This is a genomic window from Desulfurispirillum indicum S5, assembly GCF_000177635.2.
Classification (GTDB): Bacteria; Chrysiogenota; Chrysiogenetes; order Chrysiogenales; family Chrysiogenaceae; genus Desulfurispirillum; species Desulfurispirillum indicum.
In genome coordinates this window covers 2313558-2335000 of sequence record NC_014836.1, presented here as the reverse complement: position 1 = coordinate 2335000, position 21443 = coordinate 2313558, and the positions used below count along the sequence as shown (strand labels likewise).

At 55.4% G+C, this 21443-nt stretch carries 10 protein-coding genes, 2 tRNA genes and 2 rRNA genes (1 of these 14 only partly in view); 7 read left to right on the top strand and 7 right to left on the bottom strand.

The genetic code is table 11. The annotated features are described in order from the left end of the window. The 3 genes from SELIN_RS10925 to SELIN_RS10915 all read left to right on the top strand — a co-directional run. A 23S ribosomal RNA gene (locus SELIN_RS10925) occupies nucleotides 1–2288 on the top strand (it extends 602 nt beyond the left edge of the window). 133 nt (nucleotides 2289–2421) lie between these two features. Beyond that, nucleotides 2422–2536: ribosomal RNA gene (gene rrf / locus SELIN_RS10920) — 5S ribosomal RNA — on the top strand. Between the two features lie 17 nt (nucleotides 2537–2553). Then, nucleotides 2554–2630 (top strand) — tRNA-Ile (locus SELIN_RS10915). A 1110-nt stretch (nucleotides 2631–3740) separates the two neighbouring features. Here SELIN_RS10915 and eno read toward each other — a convergent pair. Then, complete coding sequence (eno, locus tag SELIN_RS10905) at nucleotides 3741–5021, bottom strand: phosphopyruvate hydratase (RefSeq protein ID WP_013506717.1); 1281 nt, start codon at nucleotides 5019–5021, stop codon at nucleotides 3741–3743. 254 nt (nucleotides 5022–5275) lie between these two features. Between eno and SELIN_RS10900 the strand changes: the two genes are divergently transcribed. Then, complete coding sequence (locus tag SELIN_RS10900; RefSeq protein WP_156788068.1) at nucleotides 5276–6025, top strand: hypothetical protein; 750 nt, start codon at nucleotides 5276–5278, stop codon at nucleotides 6023–6025. A 64-nt stretch (nucleotides 6026–6089) separates the two neighbouring features. Next, a complete protein-coding gene (locus SELIN_RS10895; RefSeq protein ID WP_232218770.1) occupies nucleotides 6090–8576 on the top strand; it encodes a TIGR03960 family B12-binding radical SAM protein in 2487 nt (828 codons plus the stop codon). A gap of 71 nt (nucleotides 8577–8647) precedes the next feature. Here SELIN_RS10895 and SELIN_RS10890 read toward each other — a convergent pair whose 3' ends face one another. Then, nucleotides 8648–9442, bottom strand: a complete 795-nt coding sequence (locus SELIN_RS10890; RefSeq protein ID WP_013506714.1) for a TonB family protein — start codon at nucleotides 9440–9442, stop codon at nucleotides 8648–8650. A gap of 109 nt (nucleotides 9443–9551) precedes the next feature. Next, nucleotides 9552–10898 carry a PhoH family protein gene (locus SELIN_RS10885; protein ID WP_041726914.1) on the bottom strand — a complete coding sequence of 449 codons (1347 nt, stop codon included), beginning with the start codon at nucleotides 10896–10898 and terminating at the stop codon, nucleotides 9552–9554. 258 nt (nucleotides 10899–11156) lie between these two features. On the opposite strand from SELIN_RS10885, the gene SELIN_RS10880 reads away from it, so the two are divergent. Then, nucleotides 11157–11232 (top strand) — tRNA-Asn (locus tag SELIN_RS10880). 138 nt (nucleotides 11233–11370) lie between these two features. On the opposite strand, the gene SELIN_RS10875 is transcribed toward SELIN_RS10880, so the two are convergent. Beyond that, a complete protein-coding gene (locus SELIN_RS10875) occupies nucleotides 11371–13092 on the bottom strand; it encodes a methyl-accepting chemotaxis protein (RefSeq protein WP_013506712.1) in 1722 nt (573 codons plus the stop codon). A 265-nt stretch (nucleotides 13093–13357) separates the two neighbouring features. On the opposite strand from SELIN_RS10875, the gene SELIN_RS14185 reads away from it, so the two are divergent. After that, nucleotides 13358–14545: a gamma-glutamylcyclotransferase gene (locus tag SELIN_RS14185; protein WP_013506711.1), complete on the top strand. Its 1188-nt coding sequence runs from the start codon at nucleotides 13358–13360 to the stop codon at nucleotides 14543–14545. 3 nt (nucleotides 14546–14548) lie between these two features. Here the strand turns inward: SELIN_RS14185 and SELIN_RS10865 are convergent, their stop codons facing one another. The 3 genes from SELIN_RS10865 to SELIN_RS10845 form a co-directional block, all read right to left on the bottom strand. Next, nucleotides 14549–15967 carry a hypothetical protein gene (locus SELIN_RS10865; RefSeq protein ID WP_013506710.1) on the bottom strand — a complete coding sequence of 473 codons (1419 nt, stop codon included), beginning with the start codon at nucleotides 15965–15967 and terminating at the stop codon, nucleotides 14549–14551. Between the two features lie 1067 nt (nucleotides 15968–17034). Next, a complete protein-coding gene (locus SELIN_RS10850) occupies nucleotides 17035–20088 on the bottom strand; it encodes a tetratricopeptide repeat protein (protein WP_013506709.1) in 3054 nt (1017 codons plus the stop codon). Between the two features lie 18 nt (nucleotides 20089–20106). Continuing rightward, nucleotides 20107–21408 carry a M16 family metallopeptidase gene (locus SELIN_RS10845; RefSeq protein WP_013506708.1) on the bottom strand — a complete coding sequence of 434 codons (1302 nt, stop codon included), beginning with the start codon at nucleotides 21406–21408 and terminating at the stop codon, nucleotides 20107–20109. Nucleotides 21409–21443: the final 35 nt, after the last annotated feature.

The following is a 21443-nucleotide window of genomic DNA, read 5'->3' as shown; positions in this document are numbered from 1 at the left end:
CGAGGTTAAGTCGTTAGACGCAGCCGTAGTGAAAGCGAGCCTGAATAGGGCGTCAGTAGTATGCAATAGACGCGAAACCAAGTGATCTACGCCTGTCCAGGGTGAAGCTTTGGTAACACAAAGTGGAGGCCCGAACCAGTATGGGTTGAAAACCGTTTGGATGAGGTGGGCGTAGGGGTGAAAGGCCAATCAAACTTGGAGATAGCTCGTTCTCCTCGAAATATATTGAGGTATAGCCTCGAGTGTTTGTTTATGGGTGTAGAGCACTGAATCGGCTAGGGGTCCCACCAGATTACCAAACCGAATCAAACTCCGAATCCCATAAGCCCAAGCTCGGGAGTCAGAGCGCGAGAGATAAGTTTCGTGCTCGAGAGGGAAACAGCCCAGACTATCAGCTAAGGTCCTTAAGTGTGTGTTAAGTGGAAAAGGATGTGGGTTTGCCCGGACAACCAGGAGGTTGGCTTAGAAGCAGCCATCCTTTAAAGAAAGCGTAATAGCTCACTGGTCGAGTGAACCTGCGCCGAAAATATAACGGGGCTCAAACACACCACCGAAGCTATAGGATCAACCAAGTTGTTGATCGGTAGAGGAGCGTTGTGTACAGCGATGAAGGTGTTTCGTAAGGAATGCTGGAGCGTACACGAGTGATCCTGCAGGCATGAGTAACGAAAAAATGGGTGAGAACCCCATTCGCCGAAAGCCTAAGGTTTCCTGTGCAATGTCAGTCAGAACAGGGTGAGTCGGCCCCTAAGGCGAGGCCGAAAGGCGTAGTCGACGGGAAACAGGTAAAAATTCCTGTACCACATATCAACACGACGCGGGGACGGAGAAAGGTATCCGAGAGAACTGATGGAAGTGTTCTTTGAAGGGTGTAGGCTCAGGTGTAGTGAAAAGCGCACCTGATAAAAGCTGAGGCCTAATAACGAGAATCTTCTTCGGAAGATTCAAGTCGGAAATCCTCTGCTTCCAAGAAAATCCGCTAAGGTTCATTGGTATGTGACCGTACCGCAAACCGACACAGGTAGGCAGGTAGAGAATACTAAGGCGCACGAGAGAACTCCAGCTAAGGAACTCGGCAAATTGACCCCGTAACTTCGGGAGAAGGGGTGCCCCATTATGGTGATAGGACTTGCTCCTTGAGCCAGAAGGGGTCGCAGAGAATAGTCCCAGGCGACTGTTTATCAAAAACACAGCACTCTGCAAACACGTAAGTGGACGTATAGGGTGTGACGCCTGCCCGGTGCCGGAAGGTTAAGAGGAGAGGTCAGCGCAAGCGAAGCTTTGAATCGAAGCCCCGGTAAACGGCGGCCGTAACTATAACGGTCCTAAGGTAGCGAAATTCCTTGTCGGGTAAGTTCCGACCTGCACGAATGGCGTAACGATCTGGGAGCTGTCTCGGCTGGAGACTCGGTGAAATTGCATTAGCGGTGAAGATGCCGCTTACCCGCAGCAAGACGGAAAGACCCCGTGCACCTTTACTATAGCTTGGCAATGATACTCGGTGTAGTATGTGTAGGATAGGTGGGAGGCGATGAAGCGTGTACGCCAGTATGCGTGGAGCCATCCTTGAAATACCACCCTTACTGCACTGGCTATCTAACTTACGCCCCTTATCGGGGTGAAGGACATTGTCTGGTGGGTAGTTTGACTGGGGCGGTCGCCTCCGAAAGAGTAACGGAGGCGCGCGAAGGTTCCCTCAGGACGGTTGGAAATCGTCCATCGAGTGTATTGGCATAAGGGAGCTTGACTGCAAGACCCACAAGTCGAGCAGGTACGAAAGTAGGTCAAAGTGATCCGGTGGTTCCGCGTGGAAGGGCCATCGCTCAACGGATAAAAGGTACGCCGGGGATAACAGGCTTATCTCCCCCAAGAGTTCACATCGACGGGGAGGTTTGGCACCTCGATGTCGGCTCATCGCATCCTGGGGCTGGAGCAGGTCCCAAGGGTATGGCTGTTCGCCATTTAAAGCGGTACGCGAGCTGGGTTCAGAACGTCGTGAGACAGTTCGGTCCCTATCTGCTGTGGGCGCAGGATATTTGAGAGGATTTGTCCCTAGTACGAGAGGACCGGGATGAACGAACCTCTTGTGCACCGGTTGTTTCGCCAGAAGCACCGCCGGGTAGCTATGTTCGGAATGGATAACCGCTGAAAGCATCTAAGCGGGAAGCCAGCCTCAAGATAAGATATCCCCATGAGAGTCCAGGAAGACGACCTGGTTGATAGGCTGGATGTGTAATCACCGTAAGGTGTTCAGCAGACCAGTACTAATTCTCCATTGTTCTTTTTCTGGCTTGATGCGCACCGTGCATTTTTTGATCTTGACGCTTCAGATCAAAAGAGATACAACCCTGAGTGTTTGAAAGAAACGCATATTCAACTCGACTGCCAGTCAGTCACGCAAAACCGTTTTTAACCGTTTTGCCTGGTACCTATAGGGCAGAGGCCACACCCGTTCCCATTCCGAACACGGAAGTTAAGCTCTGTTCCGCCTACGATACTTGGGCTTAAGCCCTGGGAAAATCGGACGGTGCCTGGCAAAATTTTTTTTATAGGGGGCCTGTAGCTCAGTTGGCTAGAGCTCCCGGCTCATAACCGGGCGGTCCTGTGTTCGAGTCACAGCAGGCCCACCATATACTCAAAGAGTTGACGATTGTATCGTTGGCTCTTTTTTTGTTGTAACTGAAGTTTCGTACCCCCGAAGCGGTAGGTTGTCGGCGCCGACCTGGATACCCTACTTGGATGGCCAAAATGGTTCTGCACAGACTGCGTTTCCTGACATTGCCCTCAACTTGTTTGTGAGTTTCTTTTGCCACTTTTTACCCGCAAAAAGTGGCTGGGAAGCGACCCCCAGTGCTATCCTTTTCAGCCGTCCGCTTGCCTGAACTGGGGACCGCAAACAACCGCCCTCCGTGGCTTTTGGTTTGCGGTTGCCGCCCTCGTGGCGGCAACCCTGCGGGTCCATCGCGTTCCAGTCGGCGCGTCCTGGCTGGGCCAGCACACGGGGGAGAGGCAGAAGCAGGCCGTTCCCCCCTGAGCCCGTCCGGTGAGTGCGACGCCTGGCTGGCAAGACCCGAACGGGACACTCACAGGAAGTGAGTGGTCCGGCAGCACTGCAGGGATGCAGGGGTCAGGCAACGCAAAGAGGCCCAGGTGCAAGGCGCGGGCAAAGCGAGGAGCGAGGCGTACTCCCTGTACGTCGCAGTGACGAGCGATGACCGGCAACGCAGCAGATGGGCCTCTTTGAGCAGCCTGCTGCCGGATCTCCAGAACAGGCGAGCAGGCGATCCGGAAAAACGGGCGTTCGGGGGGCGCGTTTTTGCGTCCTTTTTGCGCGGTCAAAAAGGACAATATCCAGAGGCGAAAAGTGGAATACCAGATAAGTCAAGCATTCAAAATCAATACAGTTTCCGCGCGATAAATGTCAGAATAATAGCACCTTAACCCAAGACAACAAGATGCGAAACTTGAGTAGCTCTTTACGGAGTGTTGATACTCGCGCCAGCATTCCTCCCAGAGACGCTCACTTTCGTCCGTGGCTCGAGTCTCTGCCGCTCACCATCCGGGCTCGCTCTCGGAATACTGGCGCTCCTGCTGAAAAAAAAGCAGGGTAGCCGTGAATGGTTACTTTTGTTTTTGTAATTCATGTTACTGCAGGGTTTGCGGTGAACCATAAAAAAGGCCACTGGTATGAATCACCAGTGGCCTTTTGACGTGTTTCTGTTTTGTGAAGCAGCCGTTTGCTAGAGGTTGTAGAAGGTCTGCAGGCCAGGGTAGAGGGCTTCCTCGTCAAGCTCTTCTTCGATGCGCAGCAGCTGATTGTATTTGGCGACTCGGTCACTGCGGGATGCTGAACCGGTTTTGATCTGTCCGGCATTGGTGGCCACGGCGATGTCGGCTATGGTAGTGTCTTCTGTCTCCCCGCTGCGGTGAGATATCACACAGGTGTATCCAGCTCTTTTGGCCATTTCAATGGCTTCAAGGGTTTCTGTCAGGGTACCGATCTGGTTTACCTTAATGAGGATGGAGTTGGCGATGCCGCGCTCAATGCCTTCAGCCAGTATACTGGTGTTGGTGACAAAGAGGTCGTCGCCAACGATCTGAATGCTGTCACCGAGCTTTTCTGTCAGGATAGCCCAACCGTTCCAGTCGGATTCATCGAGGCCATCTTCCAGGGATATTATCGGATACTTGTCGGCCAGAGACGAATAATAATCGACGAGCTCTTCAGAGGTAAAGGTTTTGCCTTCACCGCTGAGCACGTACTTGCCATCCTTGAAGAACTCACTGGCGGCGGCATCCAGGGCAAGGCAAATATCTTCTCCTGCCTTGTATCCGGCTTTCTCAATAGCCTCCATAATGACCTGGAGGGCTTCTTCATTGCTGGCCAGATTGGGGGCGAAGCCACCTTCATCGCCAACAGCGGTACTCAGGCCGCGATCCAGCAGGACTTTTTTCAGGGCGTGGAAAATTTCAGCGCCCATGCGCAGCGCTTCGCGGAAGCTTGGAGCTCCCACTGGCATGATCATGAATTCCTGGATGTCGACGTTGTTATCGGCGTGGCTCCCCCCGTTGAGGATATTCATCATGGGTACAGGAAGAGTGCGGGCGTTGACACCGCCAATATAGCGATAAAGGGGCATGCCGCAGTATTCAGCGGCAGCTTTGGCGCACGCCAGGCTTACTCCAAGGATGGCGTTGGCGCCCAGCTTGCTTTTGTTTTCCGTTTGATCCAGTTCGCGCATGACATTATCAATAAAGGCCTGTTCGCGAACATCGGTGCCTGCCAGCGCTTCAGCAAGAATTGTGTTTACATTTTCAACGGCACCTTCAACTCCCTTGCCCAGGTAGCGTTCCGTGTCATTGTCACGGAGCTCAACGGCTTCACGGGAGCCAGTGCTGGCACCACTGGGTACTGCGGCGCGCCCTATGTGTCCGCTTTCAAGGATAACTTCCACTTCTACAGTGGGATTGCCGCGGGAATCAAGGATTTCGCGAGCGTAAATGTCTTCAATAAAGGGCATGGAGTCCTCCGCTTGTCTGTAATGACAAAAAGTATATACGCTTTGCTGTAAGTTACAAGTGATTTTGCGGACCGGTGGAAGGGAGGCTGCCACTCTTTTCTTGGTGGGCAAGTCTTTGTCCTTTGCAAATGTAACGCGTTGCGATATAGTTACCTATCAACGTGAGGTGATGGATTGTGAAGGTCTTTGTGCGGCGATTTTGTGTGTTCATGCTTGTGCTCTGCAGCGGTATGGCGTGGGGTACGGAATACCATTTGGGTTTCGTCAGAGAACACTCTCTGCTCTCCTACCAGGTAGATGAGGAGATGCTGCACGTCGGGGCCTACTTTGAAACACCCTATTCGCTGTTCCACCGCGGCGCGAGTTCACTTCAGATACGCAGTGGCTACACGTACTCAGAGCCGCCGTTTTTCGGTGATAACCTGACGGGGAAAGCCGACAGACTGACCCATGAAGATCGCAGTGCTCTCAGTGCCTATTATATTCAACTGGACGACACGGTGCGTGAGGGTCGTCTCTCCCGTCAGCTCCGTTACCGTTACGACCGGGATAATGCCACAGACACCTCCTTTTCAGCAGCTCCTGTTGGAACGGCGTCAGCACCACAGCCAGTTGATTCCTCTTTGCCACTGAACGGTGCTCTTTATCGGCACACGCTTTCGTATTCGCTGGGATACGATGTGCTGGAACGCAAAAGCGCTTCTGTCCATATGAGTGGCAAGATGGGGGGGATTGCGGCTGGCATGACTGCCGATGGCGTCAGTGGAGTGCATGAGCCCTTGTCATTGTTTTCCGATGATGTGCATTTCGGGTATATGTATGGCGTCGAAGGTTCCCTGCGTATCCTGGACAGCGGTCGTTTCAGCCTGACCGGTGTTGCGTCACTGGAGTACTACACCCTGCTTTCTGACAATCACTCTGAGTCACGGTTTCTCGCTCTTGATCCCGGACTCATTCCCGGGCGTGATATGTCATTCTCCCTGAGTGTTCAGTATCGTTTCTGAACACCTCTGAATTTTTTCTCGTATTGGATCCCTGATGTCAAACATGGATATTTTTTTGTCTCAAGTGCAGAAACCATCACGTTATACGGGTGGTGAGCTGAACGCTGTTCTGAAAAAACCTGGTCCTGATGACCTGCGTATTGCCCTGTTCTTTCCTGATGTGTATGAAATTGGCATGAGCCATCTGGGGCTGAAGATCCTCTATCGCGTTCTGAACTCCATTGATGGAGTCTTTGCTGAGCGTGTCTATTCGCCCTGGTCAGATATGGAAGCTTTTCATCGCAGCAGTGGTGAAGGGCTGTACTCCCTGGAGACCCAGACACCTTTGGGCGCATTCGATATCATAGGTATCACCCTGCAGTATGAAGTCAGCTATACCAATGTGCTCAATGCACTGCAGCTCAGCGGTATTCCGATGCGCGCTTCCGACCGTGAAAAGGGGAGCTGGCCACTGATCATGGGTGGTGGTCCGGTGGTATTCAACGCTGAGCCGGTTGCTCCTTTCTTTGATCTTCTCTTTGTGGGCGATGCCGAGGAGGAGATATCTCACTTCGCCAGAGCTCTACTTGCCCACAAGCGAAGTGGTAAGTCGCTGAAATGGCAGGAGATATTTTCTGATTTTATGGGGCGAAAAGGCTACTACTTTCCGGCGCAGTTTGTCCCCTCCTACCGCGATGAGCGCTTCAGCGGGGTCACCCCCCTGATTTCCGGGTACGAGCAGGTAACCAAGGCGCTCGTGACCGACCTTGAGGAAGCGCCCTATGACACCAGGCCCGTCGTTCCCTACATGGAAACCGTTCATAATCGCGCCGTGGTGGAAATCTCCCGTGGCTGCACCCGTGGCTGCCGCTTCTGTCAGGCCGGCATGATCTACAGGCCCGTGCGGGATCGCTCCCCCCAGGCGATTGCCGAGCTGGCCCGCTGTACCCTTGACGCCTCGGGCTTTGATGAGTTGAGCCTGCTTTCACTTTCCGCTACTGATTACCAGCATATTTCCCCGTTATTGCGAGATCTGATGCTCGAATATGGCCGCAGCGGCGTTTCTGTCTCCCTGCCCAGTCTGCGGGCTGGAACCCTGAGCGATGCGTTGCTTGATGAGTTGCGCAAGGTTCGCAAGAGTAGTTTCACCATAGCCCCAGAAGCGGGTACACAGCGTATGCGTGATGTTATCAACAAGGGCATCGACGAAGAGGATATTCTGGCGACGGCCAGAATCATCTTCCAGGCAGGTTGGAAGCGGGTGAAGCTCTACTTTATGATCGGGCTGCCCCTGGAGACCACAGAAGATGTGGCGGGTATCGCGCACCTGGCCGTGAAAATCCAGCAGATTGCCCGTGAAGCGGCCGGCAGATCCGCGCAGGTGATAGTCAGTGTTTCCCAGTTTATTCCCAAGGCACACACCCCTTTCCAGTGGTGGACCATGGACGATCGTGAAACCCTGAAGGCCAAGCAGCGTGTCATTGAGGATATCCTGCGCCCCTATTCAACAGTGCAGTATAAATTTCACGATGCCCGCACCGGCTTGCTGGAAGCTGCCCTGGCCCGTGGAGACCGGCGCCTGGCCGATGTGCTGGAGAGGGCGGTGGAACTGGGCTGCCGTCTTGACAGCTGGAGTGAACACTTTCGCTTTGACCTGTGGCAGCAGGCTTTTGCCGACTGCGGAACAAGTCTTGATCGCTGGGCGTATCGACAGTATGACCTGAATGATCCCCTGCCCTGGGATCATATCGACAGCATGATCAGCAAGACCTGGATGCAGGAAGAGTGGCAGCGCGCGTGCCAGGAGCAGGTAACTCCCGACTGCCGTTTTGATCGCTGCAGCCAGTGTGGTGTCTGTGGTGGCGAGGTGCGGTTGCGTCTGAATCGACGCCAGGGGTTGGACATCAGTGAACGCGAAACCACTGCAGAAGAGAATCTGGCTCAGATGGCCATGGTGCCAGTGACCACCCTGCGCATTCGTTATAAGAAAGAGGGTATGGTACGCTTCCTCAGCCACCTGGAAACCGTGAAGTCGGTAACGTCTGCCATCCTGCGGGCCGACCTTCCCGTTGCCTATACCCAGGGTTTCAATCAACATGTGAAGCTCAGCTTCAGTGACGCGCTCGGCCTTGGCATCCAATCCTACGCCGAGTATATGGATATCGCGCTGGTGGAGCAGATCGACCCAACCGAAGCCATGGCAAGACTCAATCGTGAACTGCCACCTGCGCTGGCAGTGCTGGATGCCCGTACCGGCACCTTTGCCAAGCTCTCCGCCGCACACCACAGCACCACCTATCAGGTGAACCTGGACGTGGAGAACGGGCAGCACCTGCATGCAGCGCAGTGGCTGGTGCGACGGGAAAACAAAAAAGGCGTCCGTGAAATCGACATCAAGCCCCACTGCGCGATCATGGGGACCCGCCCCCTGCAGTTTGCTATCCACAGCAACCCTGACGGGGTTACGCCAAAGCCCGTGGAAGTGCTGGAGTATGTCAGTGCCCTGCCCCGTGAGCAGCTCAGCAGCTTTGTCATTACGAAGATGCAGGTGGTAGGCGAAGGCGCTTTCTGAAAATGCCCTGGCCATGACCACGCGGCACGTAACAGAAGAAAAAAGGGTCACACGCGAAGTCCGGCTGCCGGTTAGCGCGAGTAGATGAACTGCCCTCCCAGGGAGTAGATAAACACCCCGTTGATGGTCAGGCGCTCCAGCGGGTCGGGCAGGGGGGCATAGGGGGCTGCGTCGCGCACTGCTCGCAGAGCCGCGTTGGCCAGGTAGACGGACTGGCTTGGATTGCGCACCAGCTCAACCCCGTCCAGCTCGCCATTTTTTCTGATATGAAAACGCAGCAGGACAATCCCCTGTTCGCCCTCCTGGATGGCGGCGCGGGGGTAGATCCAGACGTTTTCGATCTTGCGTTTGAGTTGCCAGAGAAAAGAAGCGTACTCCAGGCGGTAAAAACCGTCCTCGAAGGTGATGACGTCTTCGCTTTCCGTTGCCGGATCCTGCTCGTGGCCGAAGAGGTCGTCCAGTTGACGTAAGTCAGCCTCGGACAGTCGGTAGGGATCGAAGGGGAGCGATTCATCGGCGCTGCTCTGCTCTGCCATCAGGTCGTCCATGGTGATGGATCGACGGGGCAGAGAGACAGTGGGAGCTTCTGCTGGTGGTTCTTCAGCCGCTGACTCTTCCGGCTGATCACGTTCAGGAAGGGGCTCAGGGTCCGCTGACTCCACAGACTCCACGGGAGGGCTGACGAGGGCAGGCGGCGCCACTGGCTCCAGCACGTGGGGCTCGACAACAGGGGATTCCGGAGTATGGCGGAAGTAATCAACTTCTATGGGAACCGGCTGATCTGCTTCCTCCGTGTCCAGAGGAAGCAGAAGACCGATGATGATATGCAGCAGCAGTGAACATGCCAGCAGCCAGGAAAAACGCATGATAAAAAACCTTGCCCTCGTGTCGCATTACCCCGAGCATACGCAAAAAGGTGTGAGCCTGTAAAGGTCACGGCCTGCTTGGAGAGCCTCGCTGCTCTTGTGCTCCGGGTCAGAGAATATTGGCGGCCAGCTCAGCCAGCTCGCTGCGCTCACCTTTGATCATGGTGACGTGGCCAGCGATATGCTGCCCTTTGAAGCGTTCCACGATATTTGAGAGGCCGTTGGAAGAAGAGTCCACATAGGGGTTGTCGATCTGGTACGGGTCGCCCGTAAAGACGATTTTGGTGCCATTGCCCGCCCGGGTGATGATGGTCTTGATCTCGTGGGGCGTCAGGTTCTGTGCCTCATCCACAATAAAGTACTGGTAGGGCAGGCTGCGGCCGCGAATATAGGTCAGCGCTTCAATTTCCATAATGCCCTGGCTGAACAGCTCCTGGTAGCTCTTGCGTTCGTAGTCCATCTCCGGGGCACCGATCAGAAAGTCCACATTATCGTAAATGGGTGTCATCCACGGCTGCAGCTTGTCTTTGATATCTCCGGGCAGGTACCCGATATCCTTGCCCATGGGGAAGACCGGACGCGAAACCAGCAGCTTCTTGTATTTCCCTTCATCCGCCACTTTCTTCAGGCCAGCCGCAATGGCCAGCAGCGTCTTGCCGGTGCCTGCGATACCCACCAGGGAGACCAACTTGATATTGTCATCCAGGAGCAGGTCAAAGGCGTAGCGCTGCTCTTTGTTGCGGGGGTGAATTCCCCAGATACCCTGTTCCGGGTAGTCGTCAAAAACCTTGCGGATCTCATCAGTATTTTTGAAATAGCGCCCCAGGGCGGAGTTCGAGGGGTTTGCCTCGTTCTGCAGCAGGAAAAACTGATTATCATAGAACGTCTGGTCCTTGGGCAGAATATCCGAAGCCTTGATCTTGCCCTGACTGTGCATTGCCTGAATCACATCGCTGGAAGTGAACATATCGTGGCTGCCCATGTACAGCTCACGGATATCGATCTTGTCTGATTCGTAGTCTATGGAAGGCACGCCGCAGGCGTCGCCTTTGATGCGCAGGTTGGTATCGCGACTGACGAAAACGACATTTTTGCCTTCCTGCTTCAGCTGCAGAGCCATGGACAGAATGATATTGTCGGCAGCATCGCCGCGAAGGGCCTTGGGCAGCAGGCGCATGGCCTCATCGGAAGCCATGAGGACAGAAATCTTGGCGTCATTGTCTTCGGGAAAGAGGACAACTCCCTCATGAATATTTCCCTGGGAGCGTATCTGGTCCAGCATGCGGCTGAATTCTCGGGCGCTGCGACCAAGCTGATCCATGTTACGTTTGAACTTATCCAGTTCTTCGATCACGGAAATGGGAATGACCACATCGTTACCGTTGAAGTCGTAGATGGCGCGGGGGTTGAGCAGGATAACGTTTGTGTCCAGGATAATGGTCTTCTTGTCTGGCATGTTCCACTCCACGGAAATGGTATAGGCGCAGAACCGACTATAGCCCGAGATGCAGATGGAGAAAAGATAAACTTGCACACCCGGCCAGGAGCGAGCGAAAATACCGCGCTGGTGGGTCTTGGTGCAAAGCATGATTACCTGAATAACCAACATTTTGTCTTTGCGGCCCCCTGGGGCGACAGGGAGACAAAAAAGCATTGACAATGGCCAGGCAATACTGCTATAACCCCGTCCGTTGCCTGCAAGGGCGGCCTCTGTTCCCCGATAGCTCAGTAGGTAGAGCGAGTGACTGTTAATCACTTGGTCGCTGGTTCGAGTCCGGCTCGGGGAGCCATACTTACAAACCTTTTGGTTTATAGAAAAAGCCCGAAACGTCTGTTTCGGGCTTTTTGCGTACTGCTTCGATATCAAGCAGAGAACCACCGGTGGCGAGGTATGTTCGGTACCACCACGTACCTCGCACCGGGAGAATTTATGTTAACTGCTTGTAGTCGTTGTGCGTCTTGAACTCATCAGCCAGAGCGGTGGCATGCATTGCCTGGCGCTCCACCTCCGTGGTGTGCTCCACCAGTTCGCGGGCCGTCTCGGCACTTCTCTGGACCTCTTCGGTGATGCCGGCAATGGCAAGAGAGACGTTGGAAAGCGATTCTGTCTGGTTCTCTATCTGCCTTTGAGCCTGAGTGTTGACGGCGGCAATCTGTTCGAGTTTTTCCAGCACGGTGCTGAAGAATCTGTCCACAGCTTCAAAGCGCTCAACCCCTGTCTGCACATTGTCGCTGGTAGTTTTCATGCTGGCGTTGGCGATGGCGGCTTCACTTTGCAGGCCGCCAAGGATGGCGGATATCTCTGAGATGGCTTCCTGTGTCCTCTCTGCCAGCTTGCGCACTTCATCGGCCACTACCGCGAACCCTCGCCCGCTGTCACCGGCTCTGGCCGCTTCAATGGCCGCGTTGAGAGCCAGCAGGTTTGTCTGGTCGGCGATATCATTGATGGTGCCAAGGATCGTAGTGATCTGATCCGTTGACCCTGAGAGGTTGGCGACCGTTGCGGAAAGGGAACTGGCATTTTCGCGGATATTTTCCATGGAAAGTACCGCTGCGCTCAGATTCTCCTTGCCCTGCTGGGCCATGGAAAGCGTCTGGGAAGTGCTGCTTGCGGCATCACCCATGGCGTTGAGCACATCGCTGGAGGCGTTTCCGATCTGCTCTATGTGGTCAGCGCTTTGCTTGAGCTTATTGCTCTGGGCATCGAAAGTGGCCGAGAACTCCGCCGCCATGGACGCAATGACGCGGTTGCGGTGCGCGACGTCGGAAAAGTTCTCCTTCAGCGTTTTCAGCAGTCCGCCAAGACTGGTGATAAAATGATTGATGGCCCGGGCGATGGTGTGTATTTCGCGGTGACTTGCCGCAGGCAGTTCAATGGTGAGATCCTTTTGTGACGACTGCAGGATGCGGGCGTACCTGGAAACGGGCTGGATGATTCCGCGCTCAAGGAAGAGGTGCAGAAAAAAGCTCAGCAGGAGAATGAAGATAACAATAACCAGGGCGGCAGTGATGAAAAGCGTCCGATGAAGGCCCTCAACCGATTCCCGCGCGATATCCAGTGGAACGGCCACCGAAATAATTCCCCGGTGATCGCCCTCGCGGAAATTGAACGCCCGATCGCCATAGTCCGCCAGCAGGCGATTATACAGCGGTGTCGGTACTTCCTGGTGGGGAATGCCGTGGCAGGTCAGACACGCCTTTTCCACGCGCAGTGGTAAAGCATAGAGAATGGCGTCGCGACCCTCGTGGACTCCCAGCTCCCAGTACTCGGGAAGCCCCTGATTCTGGATACGCTCAATCATGAGGAGCTCGTTTTCGTTAGGTGTGTTCTGGGGGTTGCGGTAACGCAGAGAAGTCTGCTTGATGTAGAAGTCGCCCATCTTGCTGAAGTTCTCCGCCACCTGACCAGCCGAAAAGGCAGGGGTCGCCGCCCACTGGTTTATGGAAGGATCTGAGAAGGTTACATGGGGGGCAATTCTGGCCATATAGTGGCGCATCACCGAAAGCTGGAGAGCCATTTTACGGGCTTTGTCGACATTCTCGTCAATGGAGTAGGTGTCAATGCGCTGTTGTCCGATGAATCCCAGTGTGCCAATTGCCAGAATAAGCATGGTCGCTACAATAATGGCCAGTTTAATTTTCATACCCATATTTTTTGCGCTCCGGAAAATTTTGCAGTTACACTGCAAGCGGACTGCCACTCAGTGATACTTATGGATAGGCGTTATAGGGGCAGCGGGCTGAATGAAAAATGACCGGCACCCGGGAGTTTTTCTCTCGCATCCGGGAAGTGCGTAACCGGAAAGTGGCGAAGGAGTATCCATCTGTACGTCTTGAAACCTCATGGGCGGTGCGGGTAACAGTTGACAAACTTTGCCATTTTCGGCAACACTGCCCCAAACGGAGGTAAGTATTGTGGCGCACACCAGCAACAGCCCGGAATCACCGGCAGTACTGTTGAGTCAGGCCCTTCTGCATGAACTGCTGGACGGGCTTCTGCCTGCCGGGGAAGTCTACAGCGCACTGACCCTGAACCCATCCCATGGCCGGGAAATCGACCAGTACTTTCCCAATGCCAAGACCGCCATACCACATCCCGAACAGCTTGAGTTCTTTTCCAACTCAGCGTACCCTCAGCATCCCCTGAACTTTCCCTCCAGCTCCTTTGATATCCTCTTTGCCGTTGATTGTTTTCAGCATTACTGCCGCCCCTCTGAAGCCTTTTGGGAGATGGTGCGTCTCCTGAAATTCGGTGGATTCTATGTGGTCAGCATGGCTCAGGGAAATGAAGGCATGCTCCCGCAGAAGTTCTGGACCCCTTTTCGCGAGTGTGTACAGGTGAGGGAACTTGATCACGGAACGGTGCGATTTTTCGTATTCCGCTGGGACCAGCCCAAAGTGAAGGCCTTCGAACCCGGCACCTTCCTGTGGCCCACCGTTATGCCCAAAGCCCAGCAGGTGGTGCTCGGACAGCGAGCCGATGCCATAAAGACCCCCTACTACTTTTTCTACGGCACCCTCATGGAGCGCTACGCCAACTATCGTCGCTATTTGCGCAATCAGGCCATCACCCGGCAGATAGCCTTCTGTCCCGGGAACCTCTATGCGCTGCCCATGGGTTTTCCGGGGCTCGTGCGTGACGACGACCTGCCGCCGGGACAGGTTGCCGGCGAACTGATGACCTTTGCCAATCCCTACAGCGTACTGCGGGCGCTTGATCGCCTGGAAGAGTACTTTCCCGATCGGCCTGGAAGCAGCATGTACACTCGTCAGCTGCTTCCGGTCAGGGTACTGGTGAAAGAGAATGGCAAAGAGCGTTTTGCGCGGAGGCTGGCCTGGGTGTACGTCTTCCCGGATCGCAGCCGGCACTTTATCTGTCAGGGGCAGGACGTGCACATCGCCTGTGGAAGCTGGAAAGCCTATCGGCAGCCCCTCCAGGGAGAGTGGCAGCGGGATGATATTCATCTGGCCAGGGATTTCTACCTGGTGGATCCCGATGGTGGCAGAGCAGGTGATGAAAGAATTGAAGTTCAGCAGCTCCCATGCTGGCGCAGATGCCAGAGCCGACGGCTCTGTCCATGGAACTCGCAGACGACAGCGTGAGAACTACTCAGGAAGTATCTTTTGTCGCTGGTGCAAAGTGGCGCGCAGAACCTCGCGGTACTCCGCCAGGTTCTGGTGGGAACCCTCCTTCGCAAGGCCATCGATGACATGGTTGCAGAAACGGTCGATTGTCTCAGCAGGAACCCGGCGCGGATCCCCTGACCACTGGGTGAGCCCGGCAATCACATTGAGATCCTCCTTTCTGGTGCGAAAGGCGAAGAGAAAACCCTTGAGGCACATCAACAGCACCTCCAGGGGGAAACTCTGCTGCCCCCTTGGAAGCAGCCGAATGAAACTGAACTCCACCACCGTGTGCAGAAGATTATCCCGCCCACTGCGATGCTGGCGTTTATGGGCCAGCCCGCGAATCTCATCCCGGCCAATGCGCCGCTCCATCAGGTGACCATCGGGACCAGGGCCGAAGTCTCCCCCCAGAATAAACAGACACTTGTAGTCCTCCAGCGTCGCCGGAATATCCAGACACCGGGAGTACTCCATATTGACATGCATGCTGAAAGGCGTGACATCATGGACAAACTCCATCAACTCTTCCACCACCTGGGCCAGCAGACCGATATCCCTGGTGAACGGCAAGGTGCGCTTGCGGGCGTAGTCCAGGCGTACCAGACTGTATTCAAAAAAACCCCCCACCCGGAAGATCGGCAGGTGCAGGTACTTGCGCCAGGTGATGTGGTGGTCCAGATACCCTCCAAGGCGCCAGCATACCTGATCCAGGAAGAAGTCGTGGTAGTACTGCATGTTGTGGAAGCGCGTATCATGGCGCCAGTACGCTGGCCCTTTGAAATTGGCAAAACGGATATCCATGGGAGCAAACTGGCCCAGGTTGCTCAACTCCAATTCCGCGCCCATGGGCGTGTTGCCCGGGCGCATACGCTGGCGCAGCTCAGAAATTGCTCGCTGCACCCCCTTGCGGGAAAAGAGCTTACGTGCAATATCAAAGGCCATGACGCACAGGATATAGTAGCAGCCCATGCGCTCATGCCAGGCACGCTCAACCGTGGCGTTGATCTGCTGATGCAGCTCCGTACGGTGAGTGTTCAGGAACCTCAGCGCCACGGTTATGGCCGCGCTGTCTCGCACACAACCAGCGGAAGGGCCGGGCAGCTCAAGGCCCAGGTGACGCTTGGTAAACATCACCGTGGCCCCCAGAATATAGTGACGCATGACCAGATTCAGATAGTTTTTCGCCACCGTGGCATCAATGCGCCAGGCAGATGGACGCAGTCGCAATCGGCGGTCAAGCTTGCGCATGGACTGTTCGAAGGTATCGGGACGGGTTTTGCGGCGCAGGTAGACACCCAGGAATTCCTGGCAGATCAGGCCGTGCTCCTGTGGGTGAAAGCTCTCGTACACGGTTTCATAGAAAGTATCAGTGAACTGTGGAGGAAAGTATCCTGGCATGGTGCCCTTCCTGAAAAGTTTACCAGTCAAATTAGTCATACGGCATACTTTCTTTGCAGTGTAACGCTTCACACCGGAAAGGTCGAGGGAATTCTGCAGAAAAGCCAAAGGCCACGAAACCGCAGGGAAAATGCAGAAGGGAGTTTACTGCAAATGAACGCGAATAGACGCGAATGGAAAGACAGGGGCAATTCAAGGGCAGGTAACCATTCAGGGTTTTGGAATGCAATAAAGGGAATTTCCTCTCGCAAAGCCGCCAGCCGCGAAGTCGCCAAGGAAAAGCAGCAACGAGCGACAGCTCAAAAACGAAGAGATTTTCACACAAAGCCCGCAAAGGCGCAAAGAAAGGCAATAAGGGAAAGGCAGTTTCTACCGCGAATGAACACGAATATGCACGAATGGGGGAAATTTCACGCAAAGACTGTGGGGAGGGGAAATCGGAAGAGCTTAACCACGGAAATCACGGAAGACACGGAAGTTACCGCGAATAGACGCGAATGGAGAGACAGAAGCAGGCCGTTCCCCCCTGAGCCCGTCCGGTAAGTGCGACGCCTGGCTGGCAAGATCCGAAGGGACACTCACAGGAAGTGAGTGGTCCGGCAGCACTGCAGGGAGGCAGGGGTCAGGCAACGCAAAGAGACCCAGGTGCAAGGCGCGGGCAAAGCGAGGAGTGAGGCGTACTCCCTGTACGTCGCAGTGACGAGCGATGACCGGCAACGCAGCAGATGGGGCTCTTTGGGCAGCCTGCTGCCGGATCTCCAGAACAGGCGAGCAGGCGAGCCGCAAAAACGGGCGTTCGGGGGGCGCGTTTTTATGTCCTTTTTGCGCGGTCAAAAAGGACAATACCCGGAGACAAAAAATGGAATACCAGATAAGTCAAGCATTCAAAATCAATACGGTTTCCGTGAGATAACCGTCAGTATGATAACAGTTTAACTCAAGGCAGCAAGGTGCGAAAGTTGAGTTACAAAGGCAGAATCTCAAACGAGGGTCGGCGCAAAGAAGAGATCGGCAGGCAATTGAAAAACCCTCATCTGCTGCGTTGCAAATGGGAATGCTGCAGCCTGTCAGTGGATCTGGTAGGTCAGGACAATATCCCCCAGGTCGGTGGCGTCAATGCCATTTTCCACACTGACCTTCAGGTAGTACAGGCTGTCCAGCAGGTTGCCGTCGATCAGCTCCACCAGGCCCATCAGGTAGTTGATGGTGGGCATGTTCGGATAGCGGTTGAGGCCACGGAAAAGCTCCTCGCGGGCCATAAAGTGGCGGCCGTACATCAGGTGAATTTTCGCCAGATTGTAGTAGGGCATGGGGTTTGACGGATTAATTTTTGAGGCCACTTCAAATACTTCGCGGGCGAAGTTGTAGCGCCGGAACTGCTGATTGGCGTAAGCGTAGTTCATGGCGACGATAAAGTTGCCCTGGTCTTCTTCCAGGGCGCTTTCATAGGCTTTCTGCAGGTTTTCATAGTCGCCCACATCGGCGAAGCTGTTGCCCAGATTGTTCAGGGCGGCAATGGAGGGCTGGATGGCGGCCGCTTCACTGAAGTAGCGATTGCCGCGCTTATGCTGCTGCATGCGGCTGAAGGCTATGCCGATCTTGGTGCTGGAAAGGAAGTTGGCTTCCTGGTTATACAGACGCTGGAACGCTGCCATGGCTTCAGTATATTCTTCGCGCAGCAGGGCGCGGTCGCCGCTGAGCATGATAAAGCGCGGATTCACCTGGAGTCTTGGTGGAATGGCAAAGGTTTCTCCTGTGAAAACTTCCCGCATCAGCAGGCCCTCGTAAAATTCAGGGAACTGCTCAGGGAGCTCCTGGAATCGCTCGTCACGCGTGGCGATCTGATCATCCTGGTAGAGGAACTGGGCAATGGCTGCCAGCAGCGCCAGTCGGGGGTCGCTGATCTTCGGGTCATAATCTTCCAAAGAGCGCTCGCGCATTTCATTATAGGCGTTGACAATGCTGTTCTCCAGGCCCTGCATGGCAAAAACCACTGCCTCATCGTCGCCGCGGCGGGCATCCATGACGGCCAGATTGATATCCACTTCATAGAGCTGTGGAGCCGCTGCCTTTATCTCGTGGTACATTTTTTCCGCTGTGCGGTCAGATCCCATCTTCTGATAGGTCAGGGCGATATTGTACTGGATAATGGGGTTGCCCCGCTCCTGGGCGGCCGCCTGCTGGAAGTACTCCAGGGCGCGCACCAGGTCGCCGGAGAGGCTGCGTTCCACACCCTTGTTATTCAGGCGAGCGGCGTCGGCGTGCTGGGTGGCACGCAGAAACTGGCGATACGCCACCCGATAGAGAGACTGCTCATAGCTGGAAAGGGCGCTTTCCTGAATGCTCTGCATTCGATCCGTTTCCAGCAGGAAAGGGCGCGCGTACTCCAGGTAGCGTTCCGTTGCCGAGGTGAAAGGCGAAAAAGCGTAGGTCAGCCGGAAGGTGTAGCGATCGGATATCAGGAAGCGTGGCACATATTCGCGTTTCGCGGTGGAGACACCTTTGGCCAAAGCGCCCTCGAAGTGCTCCACGGCCTGGCCGATATCATAGCTGCCCAGATTCTCCAGCATCAGCGCGTAATGGGCTTTGGGCCCTATGGGGTTGGCCGTTGAGCGGGAGACCTGCTCCATCACGGCCCGGCCCTCTTCCTTGCGATTACGTTCCAGCAGGAGTTTTCCCAGATAGTAGCGGGCGATGTCATTGTCCTGCTGGCGCAGGTGCTCCTCGGCCAGGTCGAAGGCCCTGAGTTTGCGCAGGTACTCGCCGCGCAGGGCATTGCTGATGGGCTCATTGGGGTGGTATTTCAGCAGTGATTCCAGGGTATGGCGGGCTTCACGCAGATCTGCCTGAATCAGCTGCAGCGAGGTATAACCCCTCAGGGCATGCAGATTTTCAGGGTTGCGGCGCAGAAGGCGCTTCAGGCGCGAAAGGGCCAGGCTCTCCTGCCCCTGCAGGAACTGCGCGTAGGAGGTCAGTTCTTCGCCACGGGGGAACCAGGGTTCCGTCGCGAAAATCTGCTCCAGCATCTCCTCCATTTCCGGGTAGCGCATCAGAACAAAAAAGTACTCCGCCAGTTTTTTCAGCGGATAGGTGGAACTGGTGATATTGGACGCCGACACATAGGCGTTGATGGCGTCCTCGGGGCGATTCAGGTCGCGGAAGGTATCACCGATGCTGATGAAGACGTTGGGCGTGCGCTGAACCTGCTGGGCACGGCGGAAAAACTCCAGGGCATCCAGCTGGTTGCCATTCTTGCGGTAGGCCATGCCCAGATTCATCAGCACTTCGTAGTTATCGGGATCGGCGCTGAGAATCTCCCGGAAGCCCTGGATGGCCGCGTCATAATCACCGGTGATCAGCAGCAGCGAGTTCTGGTTGGCCATGGCCTGGGTATTGGAGGGATTGATCTCAATGGCACGGGTATAGTGGCGTCTGGCATTGGCGTAATCGCCCAGATACAGGTAGGCGTTGCCCACATTGTTATGGAATTCGGAATTGTCCGGGTCAAGGCGCAGAGCCTGCAGGTGGTACTGCAGCGCCTCCACATTGCGACTGACCTCATGGAGGGCAAGCCCCAGAGCGGAATAGGACTCAGGCAGCGAAGGCCGTGCGGCAATGGCCCGCTGGAAGCTTTCAATGGCCTTTTTAAAGTCGCCCAGTTCGGTATAGATAACTCCCAGGTTGTGGTAGGCCAGGGCGGCATCGGTGCCGATGGCCAGGGAGTATTCATTTATGGCGCGGCTGTAGTCGCCACTGAGGAAGTACTGGTCGCCACGCTCCAGGTGAATACTGCGACCCCATGGCTTCTCAGGCTCCTCCCGCTGTCCGCTGACTCCCAGCAGCACCGTCTGTGGATCTTCCACCGGCTTTTCGTACTCAGGCTCTTTGGCCAGCTGAATGACAGCCATGATCAGACCCACAAGCACAGCAACCCCCAGCACCGAGCCGCCATAGATCAGCATGCCCTTGCGGCTGTGGGGGTCGGGGATTTTCAGAACGATACGCGTTACCCGCTCATTGTCCCGCAGAACCGGAATCTTCTGCAGCAGACGGTAGAACAGCGGCGCGTGATCGTCATCATCCAGAAAAGCCAGTTGGTCGTGAAGCTCCTGACGAGCCATGGTGTCTTCCTCTCTCTTCTATCGCAATTCCACCGCCGCAAAAGCCGGGCGCAGCACAGAGACTTTCAGGGCCCTGGCAATGTGCTGTGCGCTCACCCCATCGATGGCTTCCCAGTAATTGGTGTACTCATCCCACTGCCCATAGACAAAGGCGCGACCCAGCTCGGAAGCCATGGAACTGACCCGCTGCTGCCGGAAAATCTCCCGGGAACGCATACGGTCTTTGGCAGAGGATACTAACCTATCGGCTTCTCCCGTTAAAAGTTGAGCGTAAAGCACCTTCAGGCGATCAATCAGCATGGCGTGCACCTCGTGGGCGCTGAGCGCTTCGTCGTAGGCCGCACTCAGGAAGAATGTTCCCGCCACAGCCCCCGGACTGTAGCGGCCAATGGCGCTGTGCAGCCGGCCTGTGTCCACAAAATCTGTGGTGAATACGGCGTTGACACCACCGGAAAGTATCTCGGAGAGCACCGCCAGGGCGTAGGAGTCCAGCTCATAGGCCGCCGGTGCCCGGTAACCGATGGCAAGGGAAGGCACCTGCACCCCTGGATGCTCAATGGAGCTGAAGTGAGGGCGAACCAGCAGCGCAGGACGCTGCACAGATGGACGCTCGCGCACCACGGGCACCGCAGCATCCTGCACCACCGCGTCAATGGCCGCCAGCACCGCGTCGCGCTCAAAGCCCCCCGCAACCACAATTGCCAGGTTCGCCGGATGGTAAAGACGGCGGTGGAACGCCTGCAGCTGAGCTCTGTCAAAGGAGTTGACCGAATCAATCGTGCCCAGAATGTTGCGGCTGTAAGGATGGCCGCGAAACAGCTGCGCTGACAACGCCTCGAACTGACGGGCGTAGGGGTTATCCAGGGACTGCAGAATTTCTTCCACCACCACCGGCTTTTCCTTTTCAATCTCAGTGGGAATCAGGGCCGGGAAGAGCACCATATTACCCAGAATCTCCACCGAACGGGCGGCGAAACGATCCGCCGCCGTAATATGGTAGAAGACGAAGTCCTTGCCCGTGGCCGCATTCATGCGCCCGCCAAACCCCTCCACCAGGAGCTCCACCTCTCCCGGTGCCAGATCGCGGGCCCCCTTGAAGAGCACGTGCTCCAGGAAGTGGGACATGCCATGCTCCACCCCCTGTTCATACAGGGAACCCGCCCGCAGCCACAGATGCACCGAAGCAACCGGCCGCTCCGGCTCATGCTTCAGCACCACCGTAGCCCCCGACGGATGATGAATGACCTCGAAAGCCCCGGCGCTGAAAACCACACCAAGACAGATCGCAACCGCGAGAAGAGCTTTGCATATCACGTTCACATTTGACTCCTTAATTCCCCTTGAATATTCTCTGC